At 66.2% G+C, this 16,405-nt stretch carries 13 protein-coding genes, 1 other RNA gene and 1 pseudogene; 5 read left to right on the top strand and 10 right to left on the bottom strand.

Annotation, left to right across the window (positions count from 1 at the left end; genetic code table 11):
* The first annotated feature begins 73 nt into the window (after positions 1-73).
* Positions 74-3,349 (top strand): efflux RND transporter permease subunit, encoded by a 3,276-nt coding sequence (locus ACD584_RS02730; protein WP_372357275.1) that lies wholly within the window; start codon positions 74-76, stop codon positions 3,347-3,349.
* A gap of 130 nt (positions 3,350-3,479) precedes the next feature.
* Positions 3,480-6,620, top strand: a complete 3,141-nt coding sequence (locus ACD584_RS02725) for an efflux RND transporter permease subunit (RefSeq protein WP_116923716.1) — start codon at positions 3,480-3,482, stop codon at positions 6,618-6,620.
* 4 nt (positions 6,621-6,624) lie between these two features.
* On the opposite strand, the gene ACD584_RS02720 is transcribed toward ACD584_RS02725, so the two are convergent.
* Positions 6,625-6,699: non-coding RNA, sX9 sRNA (locus ACD584_RS02720), on the bottom strand.
* A 263-nt stretch (positions 6,700-6,962) separates the two neighbouring features.
* Here ACD584_RS02720 and ACD584_RS02715 point away from each other — a divergent pair.
* From ACD584_RS02715 to ACD584_RS02705, 3 genes are all read left to right on the top strand, one after another.
* A complete protein-coding gene (locus tag ACD584_RS02715; RefSeq protein WP_070694590.1) occupies positions 6,963-7,382 on the top strand; it encodes a YciI family protein in 420 nt (139 codons plus the stop codon).
* A 24-nt stretch (positions 7,383-7,406) separates the two neighbouring features.
* On the top strand, positions 7,407-7,841 hold the full coding sequence (locus ACD584_RS02710) for a VOC family protein (RefSeq protein ID WP_070693507.1): 435 nt from the start codon (positions 7,407-7,409) through the stop codon (positions 7,839-7,841).
* A 454-nt stretch (positions 7,842-8,295) separates the two neighbouring features.
* Positions 8,296-9,567 carry an RNA polymerase sigma factor gene (locus ACD584_RS02705; protein ID WP_014506351.1) on the top strand — a complete coding sequence of 424 codons (1,272 nt, stop codon included), beginning with the start codon at positions 8,296-8,298 and terminating at the stop codon, positions 9,565-9,567.
* A 108-nt stretch (positions 9,568-9,675) separates the two neighbouring features.
* Here the strand turns inward: ACD584_RS02705 and ACD584_RS02700 are convergent, their stop codons facing one another.
* The 9 genes and pseudogenes from ACD584_RS02700 to ACD584_RS02660 all read right to left on the bottom strand — a co-directional run bounded on the left by ACD584_RS02700 (position 9,676) and on the right by ACD584_RS02660 (position 16,328).
* Positions 9,676-11,043, bottom strand: a complete 1,368-nt coding sequence (locus ACD584_RS02700; protein ID WP_011038874.1) for a VOC family protein — start codon at positions 11,041-11,043, stop codon at positions 9,676-9,678.
* A gap of 256 nt (positions 11,044-11,299) precedes the next feature.
* Positions 11,300-11,962, bottom strand: a complete 663-nt coding sequence (locus ACD584_RS02695) for a hypothetical protein (protein ID WP_057673469.1) — start codon at positions 11,960-11,962, stop codon at positions 11,300-11,302.
* Positions 11,962-12,527: pseudogene (locus ACD584_RS02690) on the bottom strand (hypothetical protein). Before ACD584_RS02690 ends, ACD584_RS02695 begins: the two are co-directional and overlap by 1 nt.
* Positions 12,528-12,636: 109 nt before the next feature.
* Positions 12,637-13,389 carry an HAD family hydrolase gene (locus ACD584_RS02685; protein ID WP_057673473.1) on the bottom strand — a complete coding sequence of 251 codons (753 nt, stop codon included), beginning with the start codon at positions 13,387-13,389 and terminating at the stop codon, positions 12,637-12,639.
* A 165-nt stretch (positions 13,390-13,554) separates the two neighbouring features.
* Positions 13,555-13,989 (bottom strand): EF-hand domain-containing protein, encoded by a 435-nt coding sequence (locus tag ACD584_RS02680; protein WP_076036569.1) that lies wholly within the window; start codon positions 13,987-13,989, stop codon positions 13,555-13,557.
* 240 nt (positions 13,990-14,229) lie between these two features.
* Positions 14,230-14,577: a hypothetical protein gene (locus ACD584_RS02675; RefSeq protein ID WP_011038879.1), complete on the bottom strand. Its 348-nt coding sequence runs from the start codon at positions 14,575-14,577 to the stop codon at positions 14,230-14,232.
* A 223-nt stretch (positions 14,578-14,800) separates the two neighbouring features.
* Positions 14,801-15,178: a hypothetical protein gene (locus ACD584_RS02670; RefSeq protein WP_011038880.1), complete on the bottom strand. Its 378-nt coding sequence runs from the start codon at positions 15,176-15,178 to the stop codon at positions 14,801-14,803.
* Between the two features lie 237 nt (positions 15,179-15,415).
* Positions 15,416-15,613 (bottom strand): CPXCG motif-containing cysteine-rich protein, encoded by a 198-nt coding sequence (locus tag ACD584_RS02665; protein ID WP_011270049.1) that lies wholly within the window; start codon positions 15,611-15,613, stop codon positions 15,416-15,418.
* 10 nt (positions 15,614-15,623) lie between these two features.
* Positions 15,624-16,328, bottom strand: coding sequence for a M15 family metallopeptidase (locus ACD584_RS02660; RefSeq protein WP_011038882.1), 705 nt, complete (start codon positions 16,326-16,328; stop codon positions 15,624-15,626).
* Between the last annotated feature and the right edge of the window lie 77 nt (positions 16,329-16,405).

Below are 16,405 nucleotides of genomic sequence, written 5' to 3'. Positions count from 1 at the left end.
GACTTCCGTCGCTGGTGTGCGTCGGCGCATTGCGCGCCGGCATCGATTGACGTCTTCAGCAAGGACACCGCCCGTGGGCTTTTCGACCATCTTCATCCGCCGTCCCATCGCCACCTCGTTGTTGATGGCGGGCATCCTGCTGCTGGGCATCCTGGGCTACCGGCAACTGCCGGTCTCGGCACTGCCGGAAATCGACGCGCCCAGTCTGGTCGTCTCCACCCAGTATCCCGGCGCCAACGCGACCACCATGGCCTCGCTGGTGACTACGCCGTTGGAACGCCAGCTCGGGCAAATCTCCGGGCTACAGATGATGACCTCCGATTCGTCGGCAGGCCTGTCCACGATCATTCTGCAATTCTCGATGGACCGCGACATCGACATTGCCGCGCAGGACGTGCAGGCGGCGATCCGCCAGGCCACCCTGCCCTCGTCGTTGCCCTACCAGCCGGTCTACAACCGGGTGAATCCCGCAGACGCGGCGATCCTCACGCTCAAGCTCACCTCCGACACGCTGCCGCTGCGCGAGGTCAACCGCTACGCCGATGCGATCCTGGCCCAGCGCCTGTCGCAGGTGCCGGGCGTGGGCCTGGTGTCGATCGCCGGCAACGTGCGGCCTGCGGTGCGCATCCAGGTCAATCCGGCGCAGTTGTCGAACATGGGCCTGACCATGGAGTCGCTGCGCAGCGCACTGACCCAGACCAATGTCAGCGCGCCGAAGGGCTCGCTCAACGGCAAGACCCAGTCCTACAGCATCGGCACCAACGACCAGCTCACCGACGCGGCGCAGTACCGCGAAACCATCATCAGCTACAACAACGGCGCGCCGGTGCGGCTGGCCGATGTGGCCAAGGTGGTCGATGGCGTAGAGAACGACCAACTTGCCGCCTGGGCCGACGGCAAGCCGGCGGTGCTGCTGGAAATCCGCCGCCAGCCCGGTGCCAACATCGTGCAGACGGTGGAGCAGATCCGTAGCATCCTGCCGCAGCTGCAGGGCGTGCTGCCGGCCGACGTGCACCTGGACGTGTTCTCCGACCGCACCGAAACCATCCGCGCCTCGGTGCATGAAGTGAAGTTCACCCTGGTGCTGACCATCTTCCTGGTGGTGGCGGTGATCTTCGTGTTCCTGCGCCGGCTGTGGGCCACCATCATTCCCTCGGTGGCGGTGCCGCTGTCGCTGGCCGGCACCTTCGGGGTGATGGCGTTTGCGGGCATGTCGCTGGACAACCTGTCGCTGATGGCGCTGGTGGTGGCGACCGGATTCGTGGTCGACGATGCGATCGTGATGATCGAAAACATCGTGCGTTACATCGAACAGGGCAAGAGCGGGCCGGAGGCAGCAGAGATCGGTGCGCGCCAGATCGGCTTCACCGTGTTGTCGCTGACCGTTTCGCTGGTGGCGGTGTTCCTGCCGCTGCTGCTGATGCCCGGGGTCACCGGGCGGCTGTTCCACGAGTTTGCGTGGGTGCTGTCGATCGCGGTGGTGATCTCGATGCTGGTGTCGCTGACGCTGACGCCGATGATGTGCGCCTACCTGCTCAAGCCCGACGCGTTGCCCGAAGGCGAAGACGCGCACGAGCGCGCGGCCGCTGAAGGCAAGACCAACCTGTGGACGCGCACCGTGGGCGTGTACGAGCGCTCGCTGGACTGGGTGCTCGACCACCAGCCGCTGACCCTGGCCGTGGCGATCGGCGCGGTGGCCTTGACCGTGGTGCTGTACGTGGCCATCCCCAAGGGCCTGCTGCCCGAACAGGACACCGGCCTGATCACCGGCGTGGTGCAGGCCGACCAGAACGTGGCCTTCCCGCAGATGGAGCAGCGCACCCAGGCGGTGGCCGCCGCGCTGCAGAAAGACCCGGCAGTGACCGGTGTGGCGGCTTTCATCGGCGCCGGCTCGATGAATCCCACCATCAACCAGGGCCAGCTGTCGATCGTGCTGAAGACGCGCGGCGACCGCGACGATCTGGAAACCGTGGTGGCGCGCCTGCAAAAAGCGGTGTCCGGTATTCCCGGTGTGGCGCTGTTCCTCAAGCCGGTGCAGGACGTCACCCTGGACACGCGCGTGGCCGCCACCGAATACCAGTATTCGATGTCGGACGTGGACAGCACCGAGCTGGCGTCCTGGGCCGCGCGCATGACCGAAGCGATGCGCAAGCTGCCAGAGCTGGCCGACGTGGACAACAACCTGGCCAACCAGGGCCGCGCGCTGGAGCTCAGCATCGACCGCGACAAGGCCAGCATGCTGGGCGTGCCGATGCAGACCATCGACGACACGCTCTACGACGCCTTCGGCCAGCGCCAGATCTCCACCATCTTCACCGAGCTCAATCAGTACCGCGTGGTGCTGGAAGTGGCGCCGGAATTCCGCAGCAGCACCGCGTTGATGAACCAGCTGGCCGTGGCCAGCAACGGCAGCGGCGCGCTGACCGGCACCAATGCCACCAGCTTCGGCCAGGTGACCTCGTCCAACTCGTCCACCGCCACCGGCGTGGGCAACCAGAACACCGGCATCGTGGTCGGCGCCGGCAGCATCATTCCGCTGGCCGCGCTGGCCGAGGCCAAGGTCACCAACACGCCGTTGGTGGTCAGCCATCAGCAGCAGCTGCCGGCGGTGACCATCTCCTTCAACCTGGCACCCGGGCATTCGCTCTCGCAGGCGGTGGCGGCGATCGAACAGGCGCGCGCAGACCTCAAGATTCCCACCCAGGTGCATGCGGAATTTGTCGGCAAGGCCGCCGAGTTCACCGGCAGCCAGACCGACATCGTGTGGTTGCTGCTGGCCTCCATCGTGGTGATCTACATCGTGCTGGGCGTGCTCTACGAGAGCTACATCCACCCGCTGACGATCATCTCCACGCTGCCGCCGGCCGGTGTCGGTGCGTTGCTGGCGTTGATGGTGTGCGGGCTGAGCCTGTCGGTGGACGGCATCGTCGGCATCGTGCTGCTGATCGGCATCGTCGGCATCGTGCTGCTGATCGGCATCGTCAAGAAAAACGCGATCATGATGATCGACTTCGCGATCGAAGCCCGCCGCACCGGGGTCAACGCGCACGAAGCGATCCGGCGCGCCTGCCTGCTGCGCTTCCGCCCGATCATGATGACTACCGCCGCCGCGATGCTGGGCGCCTTGCCGCTGGCATTGGGCACCGGCATTGGTTCGGAATTGCGCCGCCCGCTCGGCATCGCCATCGTCGGCGGCCTGCTGCTCTCGCAGCTGGTCACGCTGTACACCACCCCGGTGATCTACCTGTACATGGAGCGCGCCGGCGAGCGCGTGCGTGATTGGCGTGCACGGCGTGCCGCACGCCGCGACGGTGCGAACCCGGCCTCCACGTCGGAGCGCCCGGCATGACGGCCGGTGCAGCAACTGCTGATCGGGTTGCCGGCCGGCGGCTTCGTCTGCGCACCCGCGCACTCGGGCGTTGCGTTGGCCTTGCTTGCCGAATCCCGATTCACGATTCCCGATTCCCGGCAGTCAATCCATGAACATCTCCGCGCCCTTCATCAAGCGCCCGATCGGCACCTCGTTGCTGGCGATCGGTTTGTTCGTGATCGGATTGATGTGCTACCTGCGGCTGGGCGTGGCGGCGTTGCCGAACATCCAGATCCCGGTGATCTTCGTGCACGCCACGCAGTCCGGTGCCGATGCCAGCACCATGGCCTCCACCGTCACCGCACCGCTGGAACGGCACCTGGGCCAGCTGCCCGGCATCGACCGCATGCGCTCCTCCAGTTCGGAGAGCAGCAGCCTGGTGGTGCTGGTGTTCCAGAGCAATCGCAACATCGATTCGGCCGCGCAGGATGTGCAGACCGCGATCAACTCGGCGCAATCGGACCTGCCATCCGGGCTCGGCACGCCGATCTATTCAAAAGCCAACCCGAACGACGACCCGGTCATCGCCATCGCGTTGACCTCCGACACCCAATCGGCCGATGAGCTCTACAACGTCGCCGACTCGCTGCTGGCGCAACGGCTGCGCCAGATCACCGGTATCAGTTCGGTGGATATCGCTGGCGCGTCCACACCGGCAGTGCGCGTGGATGTGGATCTGCGCGCGCTCAACGCGCTGGGCCTGACCCCGGACGATCTGCGCAACGCGGTGCGTGCAGCCAACGTCACCTCGCCGACCGGCTTTCTGTCCGACGGCAACACCACCATGGCGATCATCGCCAACGATTCGGTGGCCAAGGCCGCCGACTTCGCGCAACTGGCGATCTCCACCCAATCCAACGGGCGCATCGTGCGCCTGGGCGATGTGGCCACCGTCTACGACGGCCAGCAGGATGCCTACCAGGCCGCCTGGTTCAACGGCAAACCCGCGGTGGTGATGTATGCCTTCACCCGCGCCGGCGCCAACATCGTCGAAACCGTGGACCAGGTAAAAGCGCAGATTCCCGAGCTGCGCGCCTACCTGCAACCCGGCACCACCCTCACACCGTATTTCGACCGCACGCCCACCATCCGCGCCTCGCTGCATGAAGTGCAGGCCACGCTGATGATCAGCCTGGCGATGGTGGTGCTGACCATGGCGCTGTTCCTGCGCCGCCTGGCGCCCACGCTGATCGCCGCGGTCACCGTGCCGCTGTCGCTGGCCGGCTCGGCGTTGGTGATGTACGTGCTCGGCTTCACCTTGAACAACCTGAGCCTGCTGGCGCTGGTGATCGCGATTGGGTTCGTGGTCGACGATGCGATCGTGGTGATCGAAAACATCATGCGCCACCTCGACGAGGGCATGCCGCGCCTGCAGGCCGCACTCACCGGCGCGCGCGAGATCGGCTTCACCATCGTGTCGATCACTGCCTCACTGGTGGCGGTGTTCATTCCGATGTTGTTTGCCAGCGGCATGGTCGGCGCGTTCTTCCGCGAGTTCACCGTGACCTTGGTGGCCGCCATCGTGGTCTCGATGCTGGTGTCGCTGACGCTGACGCCGGCGTTGTGCAGCCGCTTCCTCTCCGCCCATACCGCGCCGGAAACACCCAGCCGTTTTGGCGCCTGGCTGGATCGCATGCACGACCGCATGCTCGCGGTGTACACCGTGGCACTGGATTTTTCGTTGCGCCATGCGCTGCTGTTGTCACTGACGCCGCTGGTGCTGATCGCCGCCACCATCTTCCTGGGTGGCGCGGTCAAGAAGGGCTCGTTCCCGCCACAGGACACCGGCCTGATCTGGGGCCGCGCCAATTCCAGCGCCACGGTGTCGTTTGCCGACATGGTCAGCCGCCAGCGCCGCATCACCGACATGTTGATGGCCGACCCCGCAGTGAAGACTGTGGGTGCGCGGCTGGGCTCGGGCCGCCAGGGCTCCAGCGCCTCGTTCAATATCGAATTGAAAAAGCGCGACGAAGGCCGCCGCGATACCACCGCGCAAGTGGTCGCCCGCCTCAGCGCCAAGGCCGACCGTTACCCGGATCTGGATCTGCGCCTGCGCGCGATCCAGGACCTGCCCAGCGATGGCGGTGGCGGCACCAGCCAGGGCGCGCAATACCGCGTCTCGCTGCAGGGCAACGACCTGGCGCAGCTGCAGGAATGGTTACCCAAACTGCAGACCGCATTGAAGAAGAATCCGCGCCTGCGCGATGTCGGCACCGACGTGGATACCTCGGGCCTGCGCCAGAACATCGTGATCGATCGTGCCAAGGCCGCGCGCCTGGGCATTTCGGTCGGTGCGATCGACGGCGCGTTGTATGGCGCGTTCGGCCAGCGCTCCATTTCCACCATCTATTCGGATCTCAACCAGTACAGCGTGGTGGTCAATGCGTTGCCCTCGCAGACCGCCACGCCCAAGGCGCTGGATCAGGTGTTCGTGCCCAACCGTGCCGGCCTGATGGTGCCGATTACGTCGGTCGCCACCCAGGTGCCCGGGCTGGCGCCGCCGCAGATCATCCATGAAAACCAGTACACCACGATGGATCTGAGCTACAACCTGGCACCGGGCGTCAGCACCGGCGAGGCGGATCTGATCATCAAGTCCGCCGTGGACGGGCTGCGCATGCCCGATGGTATCCGCCTCAGCGGCGACGACAGCTTCAACGTGCAGCTCAGCCCCAATTCGATGGGCGTGTTGTTGCTGGCTGCGGTGCTCACCGTCTACATCGTGCTGGGCATGTTGTACGAGAGCCTGATCCACCCCGTCACCATCCTGTCCACGCTGCCGGCCGCCGGTGTCGGCGCGCTGCTGGCGCTGTTCCTCACCAACACCGAGCTGTCGGTGATCTCGATGATCGCGCTGGTGCTGTTGATCGGTATCGTCAAGAAGAACGCGATCATGATGATCGACTTCGCGCTGGTGGCGCAGCGCGTGCACGGCATGGATGCGCGCGCGGCCGCGCGCGAGGCCTCGATCGTGCGCTTCCGGCCGATCATGATGACCACGATGGTGGCGATCCTGGCCGCGGTGCCGCTGGCGGTGGGCCTGGGCGAAGGCTCGGAACTGCGCCGGCCGCTGGGTATCGCGATGATTGGCGGGTTGGTGTTCTCGCAGGGCCTGACCCTGCTCAGCACCCCGGCGCTGTACGTGATCTTTTCCTGTCTGAGCGAGCGCTGGAAGGCGCGCCGCGCGCGCAAGCGTGCACAGCGGGCCGAGCGCGCTGCCGCACGGCGCCCGGCAGCCTCCGCACACTAAGAGCGGCTAACAAAACGTAGCGAGCAGCCGTCAGATGGGTGCGGACGGCGCGAAGGAACCGGAATGTACGTGGGTACATGAGGATTCCGAGCACCGGCCGCGCCCGCCCGGCGGCTGCGCAGTAGTTTTGATAGCTGCTCTAAGCTGCGGCGCTGTGACCACGTTGGCCCACGCGGGCCGGCGTGGTGGGACGAATGGGACGGGCGGACCGCTCGCGCCCGCTTGAGCGGATGCAACTGAAAAATCTCCGCGCACGCATGTCGATCTGCCGCGTGCTGGTTCGTCGTGTCTGCAATGGCCGCAGTGAGCGGTCATCCGCCCGACACCACACAGGAGATCCGCATGCGCTGCATGGCCATCATCAAGGCAAGCCCCGAATCCGAAGCCGGCATTCTGCCCAGCGAGCGCCAGCTCACTGCGATGGGTGCGTTCAACCAGGAACTGCTCACCGCCGGCGTCCTGCTCGGCGGTGAGGGGCTGCATCCCAGCGCGCGCGGGCTGCGCCTGCAGCTGGATGCGCACGGCAGCCGTGTCACCTCCGGCCCGTTTGCAGCCACCGGCGAATTGATCGCCGGCTTCTGGCTGCTGCAGGTGAACTCACTGGACGACGCCGTGGCGTGGTTGAAACGCATGCCCAATCCGGACAACGCACCGATCGAGATCGAATTGCGCCCGGTCTTCGAGGCCGAGGACTTCGGCACTGCATTCACTGCCGAGGCACGCGCCCTGGAAGACGCGCTGCGCCAACAACTCGCCCACTGATCCCCGCACCCAGGAGACCACCCCATGCACGTCACGCCCTATCTCAATTTCAACGGCCATTGCCGTGAGGCTTTCGCCCATTACCAACGCGTCCTCGGTGGCGAGTTGATGCTGATGACCTACGCACAGATGCCGGCAGACAGCCGCGATGACGGCTGCGCCGACGTGAGCGCCGCGGCACCGGACCAGGTCATGCACGTCACGCTCGCCGCAGGCGAAGCGCCACTGCTGATGGGCTCGGACATGCCGCCCGGCCAGCACGCGCCGGGCGGCTCCAACATCGCGGTCGCCCTGAACTTCGATGACAACGCCGAGGCAGAACGCGTGTTCGCGGCGCTGGCCGAGGGCGGCCAGATCGGCATGCCAATGGAGGAAACCTTCTGGGCCGAGCGCTTTGGCATGTGCGTTGACCGGTTCGGTATCCAGTGGCTGGTCAACGGACGCTACCAGCAGAGTTAACCCCAGCCGTTGCGCTCGCTCATAGGAGCTGCCCATGCACCCACAGCGCGCGATGGATGCACATATCGTGTCACTGCCGCTCGCCATCGCGTTCTTCCACGCGATGGGGCTGCGCCTGCTGCCCTGTAACGTGTGCGAGGACTGTTTGATATGGCGGAACACATGCGCAGTCGCCACGGTGCAGTGTCTTGCGCCGATGGCACGGATGACGCAGCAGCCGTGCACCGCGTGCAGCAGGGCGATCTGGAGCGCGCAGTGCACACCGTCACGTGTCGCCGCGCACACCACGCCGCCTGCAGAAACGCTGCTGCAGCATCGCTGGCAGACACAGCGCACGTTCGCACGCTGCGGCGATACAGATGTCCTGCACAACCCCTGCGAACCGGGCTGAGCCATGCAGGCGCGCTGCGGCGCGTCTTGCTGGCGACACGCGGGAATGCTCTGATCGGTGCCCATGGCTGCGACCGACATTTCCGCACTGCTGGACACCCTGTGGCGCCGCGAGGCCTCACGCATCATCGGTGCGTTGGCACGCCAGCTCCGCGACGTCGGGCTGGCCGAAGAACTGGCGCAGGATGCGCTGGTCGCTGCACTGGAGCATTGGCCGCGCAACGGCATTCCCGACAACCCGGCCGCGTGGCTGATGACCACCGCCAAGCACCGCGCCATCGACCGCCTGCGCCACTATCAGTTGCAGCGGCGCAAGCACGATGCGCTGAGCTTCGAGATCGAGCGCGAACAGCAAGCCGCCAGTGCCGCGCAGCTCGTCGATCCCGATGATGACCTGGGCGATGACCAACTGCGTTTGATGTTCGTGGCCTGCCACCCGGCGCTGGGGACCGATGCGCGTGTCGCACTCACCCTGCGCCTGCTCGGCGGTTTGAGCACCGACGCGATCGCACGCGCGTTCTTGGTACCGGAAGCCACCATCGCCCAGCGCATCGTGCGGGCCAAACGCACACTCAGCGACAAGCAGGTGCCGTTCGAAGTGCCGCGCGGGAGCGAGCGGCATGCACGGCTGGCCTCGGTGCTGGAGGTGCTGTACCTAATCTTCAACGAAGGCTACGCGGCCAGCGACGGCGACGATGCACAGCGGCCTGCGCTCTGCCACGAAGCGCTGAGCTTGATCGGCGTGCTTGCCGAGCAGATGCCCACTGCCGCCGAGGTACATGCACTGCGCGCCTTGATGGCGTTGCAGGCCTCACGTAGCGCCGCGCGCAGCGATGCCAGCGGCGCACCGGTGTTATTGCTCGAGCAGGACCGCAGCCGCTGGCATCAACCGCTGATCCAGCTCGGCCTGGCCGCGCTGGCCCGCGCGCAGCAGTTGGGAGGTGGCGAAAGCAGTTATGCCTTGCAGGCTGCCATCGCCGCCTGCCACGCCACCGCCGCGCAGGCGCAGGACACCGACTGGCCGCGCATCGCCGCGCTGTACACACGGCTGGCGCAGCGCGTTCCCTCACCGGTGATTGCACTCAATCGCGCCGTGGCCATCGCAATGGCCGAAGGCCCGGCCGCAGGGTTGGTGCTGGTAGAGGCCTTGCAGCAGGACAGCGCACTGCGTCACTACCATCTGCTGCCCAGCGTTCGCGGCGACCTGCTCTACAAGCTCGGCCGGTTTGACGAAGCACGCGCTGACTTCCTGCACGCCGCCACGCTGGCCGGCAACGCACGCGACAAGACATTCCTGCTGGCCCGCGCGGATGCCTGCACCGGATTACCCGCGTAACGCGCGCGTTGTCGTTTTACGTGCTGGCGTGCGCCAAACGATTAAATGGGTTCGGTGCGCGTACCGCAGCCCCAATGCGGCGCGGCACGCGACACCACCGCCGTCTGGCTACACCAGCAACGCCCGCAACGAGTCGCGCTCCAGCTGCGCATACAGCGCAAACTCGTCATGCACCGGCGCGCCCAATTCGCGTTCGAAGGTGCTCTTGCTGGCGTGCGCGGCATAGGCGCGCTGCTCGGCACCGCCCAGATTGGATTGGAAAATGCCCGCCGCGCTCACCGGCAGGAAGTCTTCGTAGATGATTGGATCGGCACGCACCAATCCCAGCGCGATCGCGGTTTCGGCCGGCATCGCAGCAACCTGCGCCGGGTCGGCGCGGCCGGCCTCGGTGAGCGCGTAACGGAAATACCCCAGGCCTTCCTGGCGCAGCACCGCTTCATCATCGGGGAACGCAACGAACGCGGTCTGCAGCACGGTCGCGTAATCGCTGCCGGTACTGCCCGCACCCTCGGTCTCGCGCGCCTGCGCCAGCAACGCGTCGTACAGCGCGCGGCCCTTGGGTGTGAGTGCAAGCCCGCGCTGCTCGATCTCGCCGAAGCGCGCGGTATGCGTGCCCTGCTCGGCCTGGCCCGTTTCGCCCAGGAAGCGCACCGGCTCTTCCAGCGCTTTGAAGCTGGTCTGCCGCAGCAGGATCGGCACGCGCCGGCGGGGCGGGCCTTCGATGACCGCCTTGGCCTCGATGCCGGCGCGCTGCATCTGCGCCTGCGCCGCATCGATATCCAGCGTGCGCGGCGTGAGGTGATTGATATGCGGGCCGTGGAAACTCACCACGTCGGCAATCAGCTTGTGCGCCTGGCTCAACGCGCGGTAGGTGGGCAACGCCACCGTTGCATCGCCGTGCCAACGGAAGGTTTCCAGCGCCTGTGCCACGAACTGTTGCGCCTGTGTCGCATCCAGACCGCCGGCACGCTCGTGCTGCTCGATCAGTGATAGCGCCTCGGCAGTGAATATCTGGCGTTGCGCCAGGATCTCCGCCGCCTGCGCGCGCAGCGCCGGATCTTCGATCAGCTCCAGACGCAGCAGCGAGGTGAACACGCGGAACGGATTGGCCGACAACGCCGCATCGTCGATCGGGCGGAAGGCGGTGGAGTGCACCGGCACGCCCGCAACAGAGAGGTCGTAATAGCCCACCGGGTGCATGCCCATCACCGCAAACAGCCGCCGCAACGTGGCCAGCTCCTGCGCCGTGCCGACCCGGATCGCACCATGCCGCTCCAGATCCAGCCGCGCGCGCTCGTCGTTGCGTTGCAGCCGCGCCGCCAGTGCCGGATCGGCCTGCAGGGTCTGCGCATTGACGTCGGCCACCAGGGTCATCAGGTCGCCATACAGCGGCACCTCGGCGCGATACATGTCCGACATGGCCTGCGCAAACAGGCTGCGGATCTGGTCAGGGGAAACAAACACGGTCTCGCGCATGGGACAGTCTTGGCAGTGCCGGCCACTGCCGACGTTGCCCCATTCTCGCCGACCCTGCCGGCTGGCGGCCAGCTGCACGGCAGCATCGGCATCGCGTGTTGGCTGGCAGACAGCAGCGCTGCCAGGCGCCGTTCGGCGTTGCTCGCGCGCCATGCTGGGCGGTGTCGCGTCATTGCGCCGTGCCGCCGTCATCGGCAACTCCATCGCAGCGCCCGTTGCGCCTGCACCATCGCGCTGCCGCGCGACAGCTACCGCGCTACAACCCGGCCTGCACCGCTGCTTCGGCCGCCTCGCTGGCCTCGCGCGCCGCTTCCAGGCGCTGGGTATGGTCACCCAGTTGGCGGCGCAGCAGCGCGTCCAGCGTGATCGGCCGCTCCCAGCGGTCGTAGCTGGCCACGATCGCGTGGCGCAACGCACGCAGGTGCGCCGTGTCCGGCGCCACCGACAGCCGCGTGATCACACCCTGCCAGCCGTCTTGATGGTCGCGGCTGAAAGCGCGCACGGTGTCGCGGCAGGACAGCTGCACCGTCTGCGCCCAGAAACACGCGAAATAGATGTCCCCCGCATGCCAGCCGTGCACCTGCAGCAGCGCCTGCACATAGCCGCGGTGTACACCGGCGTAGCGCGCCACCTCGTCCATGAAACTGTCCGGATAGCGCTGCGCGTAGCTGCCCATATCGGCCAGATGCTGGTCCACCCAGGCGTCGCCGGTGCCCGGCATCACTGCCGGCGCGGTTTCCTGTCCCGTCGCTGCATCGGCCGGCGCAGGCGCTGGTGCACTCTGCGCAGCAGCCCATGCAGGCAACAGCAACAGCAGCAGCGCCAGCAGCAGCGGCACGGTTCGAAGCGACAGGGCGCGCAACACAGGCATGCGCAGATGATGCCGCAAGCATGTGCGGCTGTCAGGCCGGTGGCGCATCAGCGCAGGTCGTACACGCCGTAGTAGTGCACTTCACGGCAGCCGCTGAGATCGCAGGACCCGATGTAACCCGGGCCGACATACCGCTGGCGCGCATCGCGGTTGTGCGGGCTGCTGTACGGGTCCGGGCCGTACAGCCCGTTGCCGTAGTACATCTGCCCGTAGGGGCGGTTGCGGCTGGCACGAGCCGGATCGCGCCGTAGCCGTAGCCATCGCCGTAGCCGCCACGTGCCCAGGGACTCGCGCCGTCATCGCCAGCAGCGTGGCGCGCACCTGACCGTGGCTGTAAACGCGCCACGCTGTCGCCTTGCGTGTCCACGTAGCCGTTTTCAGGGTCGAACCGCACCTTGCGCACATACACCAGTTCGCCATCGATGCGGCGCGTCTGCAGCTGCACGAAGGTGCCGCCATCGTCGTAGTAAGGCTGGCCTTGCCGGAACACCACCTCACTGGGGTTGACGCGCTCTTCCTCCAGCTCCGCTGCCAGCAGTGGCGAGGAACAGCACAGCACCGCCAACACCCAGGCACGCGCAGTGGACGCTTGCAGCAACCAAAACACCTTCATCAGATTCCCTCCTCGCTCGGTGGCGCGCCGCGCCGCTCCAAAAAACGTCCTGTCCACTGCAGTGCGGTGGAACGCGCCGTGCCGTCCTACCCGGCAGTGCAGGCTCAGCTTACTGCTGGCGCCCCGCCTGCGCATCCAGCGCGCGCACGGCGGCCGGCCAACCGGATGGGTCCGGCACTTCGCGCAGGCGCGGCTCATCCGCTGCCACGCCATGGTCCTGCTCGTGTGCCCAGGTCACCGCATACGGTGTGTAGATGCCCCAGCCACCGATCGCCAGCACCGGCTCGACATCCGAACGCAGCGAATTGCCGATCATCACAAAGCGCTCCGGCGGCAGATCGAATTCGCCCAGCACGCGCGCATAGGTCTGCGGATCCTTCTCGGACACCACCTCGATGCGCGGAAACAGATCGCTCAACCCCGACTGTTCGATCTTCTGCTCCTGATGGAACAGGTCGCCCTTGGTGATCAACACCACCGCGTAGTCGGCGGCGATTGCAGCCACCGCCTCGCGCACGCCGGCAATGACCTCCACCGGGTGTTGCAGCGTGGCGCGGCCGATCTCGACGATGCGCTGGATGTCGCGTGCCTCGATGCGCGCCTCGGTTAGCTCGATCGCGGTTTCGATCATCGACAAGGTCATGCCCTTGGCACCGTAGCCGAAGATCTTGAGATTGCGCCGCTCCACTGCCAGCAGATGCTGCTGCATGCGGCTGTCGCCCAGGTCCAGATAGCCGGACAGGATGGCCTCGAAGTCCGCTTCGGCCGTGCGGTAGTAATCCTCGCTCTTCCAGAGGGTGTCGTCGCCGTCGAAGCCGACCAGTTGGATCACCTGGCCGTCGCGCTGTGCAATGGGAGTCATCGGGCAAGTCTAGCAGCGCGCATGGCCGGGTTCAGCGTGGCTGGCGGCGTGTGGCGAGCCGTCGTCAACGCAGGCTGCAACAACCGTCGCGCGGTTGGAAGATGCGGATTGCTGACCACGGCAGCGCGCCTGTTGGCGGCGGCACCGGCATCTCAATCCCGCCCCTCAGTCCCCCGCCGCGTCGCCCGGACCGGGCTGGTAGCTGGCGAATTCGTCCCGCGACAGGCGGCCGTCGCCATTGCTGTCGAACCGGGCGAAATTCTCGCGCAGCACCGGGTCCGCGCCGGCTTCCGCAGCGGTCAGCGAGCCATCGGCATCGCTATCCAGGCTGCGGAAACTGCGCGGGCCCAGGGTCCCGGCCTGACTGGGCAGCGCCGCTTCTGCACCGCCTTTTGCACCGGATGTCGCCGCGGGCGCCGCGGGCAACAACGGCGTGCTGGCCGGTGCCGGTGGATCAATCGGCAGCGGCGCCATGGTCTGCGTGCTCGATCCAGGCGCGGCCGGGGCCGGCGCAGGCGTGACAGGCGGCAGTTCCGGTGGGGCGGCCCACACAATGCCCGTTGCCGACAAGCCGATCAGTAGCGTGAGATGCACAGACATAGATGACCGCCAAGCACAGGAAAGCAGTGCACGTTAACCCGGGAGACGTAAACAGAACGGGAGCGACCCTGGCAGGCCGCTCCCGTGTGTTGATCCTAACAATGTTCTCAGCGCGCGCGGCGCTCATGCAGTGGTTGGCTGATTTCGCACCTCCATCGTCATGTCAGTGGGTAAACATCGCGTTGAGTTCTACATGTTTCTGCCGGTTGGAAAGAACGCTACAGCTATGAGGATTGCAGCTTACTGCCCCTGCGAACCGGTCGCGCCGCCGCTCTGCTTGGCGACGAAGGCCTTGTACTCATCCGGGGTCAGCTTGCCGTCGGTGTTGCCGTCCGCGCTATCGAAAATCTGCGCAAGACCCGCATTGACCTGCGCTTCCTGCTTGCTGATGGCGCCATCACTATCGGTGTCTACACTGGCCCAGGTCTGACCACCGCCAGACTGCGGCTGTGCGCTGGTGGCCGAGCTACCGGTCTGCGCCGGCTGCGCAGCATCCTGGGAGGCGCTCTGCGCCATGGCCGGCAGCGCCAGAGCGGCAGCAAGGGCGGCGGTGGCAGCGATCAGCGAGGTGCGGTTACGGGTCTTCATGGGTGGTCTCCTTGTCTTGGGAATGCACGGTGTCGCCGCACATGACACCACCCTACCTATCGCAAATGAACGTTCAACCCGCCCTGATTTGCCGCAAAACGTCCTCTTAACCACCCAACAATTCTTTGCGTTTAGGCGGCTGTTAGGCATGCGTGAGCCAAACAGAAGCGCCCCATTCAATCACCGCGAATTTGAGACTTGAGGCTCGTTTTGATGGCCGCTTTTACGCAGCAGGCGCGTCATCGTCCCACGTCGCGGAACTGAACAATCGCCAACCCAGCACTACACCGGCGATCGCACCGGCTACTTCGAGCACCACGCGCGAGCCCAGTTCATTCGGGTCGTGGATCTTGGCCAATGCCACGCGCGCATACAGCGGTGATTCGAGCCGCACCACGCTGGTGTAAACCAGATGCCACATGTCGTAGCCGGCGCCGATGGCCACCGCCAACAGGCAGGCGATGCCCAGGGTGTGCCCATGGGTGAACTGCAGACGCCGGCCCAGGTGCTCGACCCCGGCAAACAGCAATACCCCGATCACCAGGGCGATCAGGCCGGCTTCCAGCGATCCGAGCAGGCCAAAGTGCAGAGGCAAATTCATTAAAAGGCGTTCCAGCGCGAGAGACGCCCCAGTCTAGCCGCAGTGCGCGGGGCAACCACGCGCGGCACTGTGGTTGGCGCGCCACTGGATCGTGCAGCCAGCGGCCGCTGCCGCAGCACCGGTGCGGCAAGCGAAGCGAAGTGGGCTAACGCCTCATTCCACTCATTCGTTCGGCGGCGCAACATCGTTACGCGGTGGACTGTTCGCTCGCCAGACCTGCGCAAAGCCGCCTAGCGCTCAGGCGTCGTCCTGCCCACGTGCGCTGACCTGCGCTTCGCCTTCCTCATCCCACTGCACGCTCACCGAAATGGGCTTGCAACAGACCTGGCAGTCTTCGATGTAATGCTGGTCGCCGCCGGACAGATCCAGCGCCAGGGTGATCCATTCCCCGCAATACGGGCAGGCGATATCGACGAAGCGTTCCGGATCGGACATGGCAGGTTCCTCAGTTGACCGGCACGTCGTAGGCGGTGTCGGGCGTGGGTTCTGGACGAAAGGTGAAGTGCCACCATTCCATCGGGTAGTTGACGAAGCCCTGCGCCGCCATTGCGCGCAGCAGGCGCTGGCGGTGTGCGCGTTGGGTTGCGCTGATGTCCGGCGCGTCGGTATGTGCCCGGGCGTCGAAGAAATCGAACGGCGTGCCCATGTCCACCGGCGCGCAGGTTCCGCGCTTGCAGGTCAGTAACCCCAGATCGAGCGTGGCCCCGCGGCTGTGCCCGGAGGTCTCGGCGATGTAATCGCCCAGCAACGCGCGCTTGTCCACGCGCGGGTAGTACTGCGCCTTGGTCGACTGCGCCTGCAGATCACGCGCCCATGCGACGAACGCCTGCACCGCACGCACCGGGCGATAGCAATCGAAGACCTGCAGGCGCTCGCCATCAGCCTCCACCGCCCGTGCCACCCTTGCCAACGCCTCGGCGGCCGGCCGCAGCAGGTAGCAGGTCGGTGCCGCATAGCCCGGCACCACGCGGCCAGTGAAGTTGTCGCGCCCGGCGTACCGCATGTCGACATCGATGTTGGGCGCAAGGGTGCGCACATCGATCAACCCCGCTTCTGCAGCCGTGGTGGCTGGCGAGATCGTGGGAGTGGCCGCTACATTGAATTCTGCGCATAGAACAGCTAGTGCGAGCGACCACCGCCAAACACGCATCGAGGTGCAGACGGTCTGCGAGGTGTTATCTGCGCTGAAGCATGGGTATGGCATGCGCCAAGCATAGGACATCGGCC

The sequence above is a fragment of the Xanthomonas sp. NCPPB 2922 genome, assembly GCF_041520885.1.
GTDB classification, from domain to species: domain Bacteria; phylum Pseudomonadota; class Gammaproteobacteria; order Xanthomonadales; family Xanthomonadaceae; genus Xanthomonas; species Xanthomonas campestris.
This window is presented reverse-complemented; position numbering and strand designations above follow the sequence as displayed.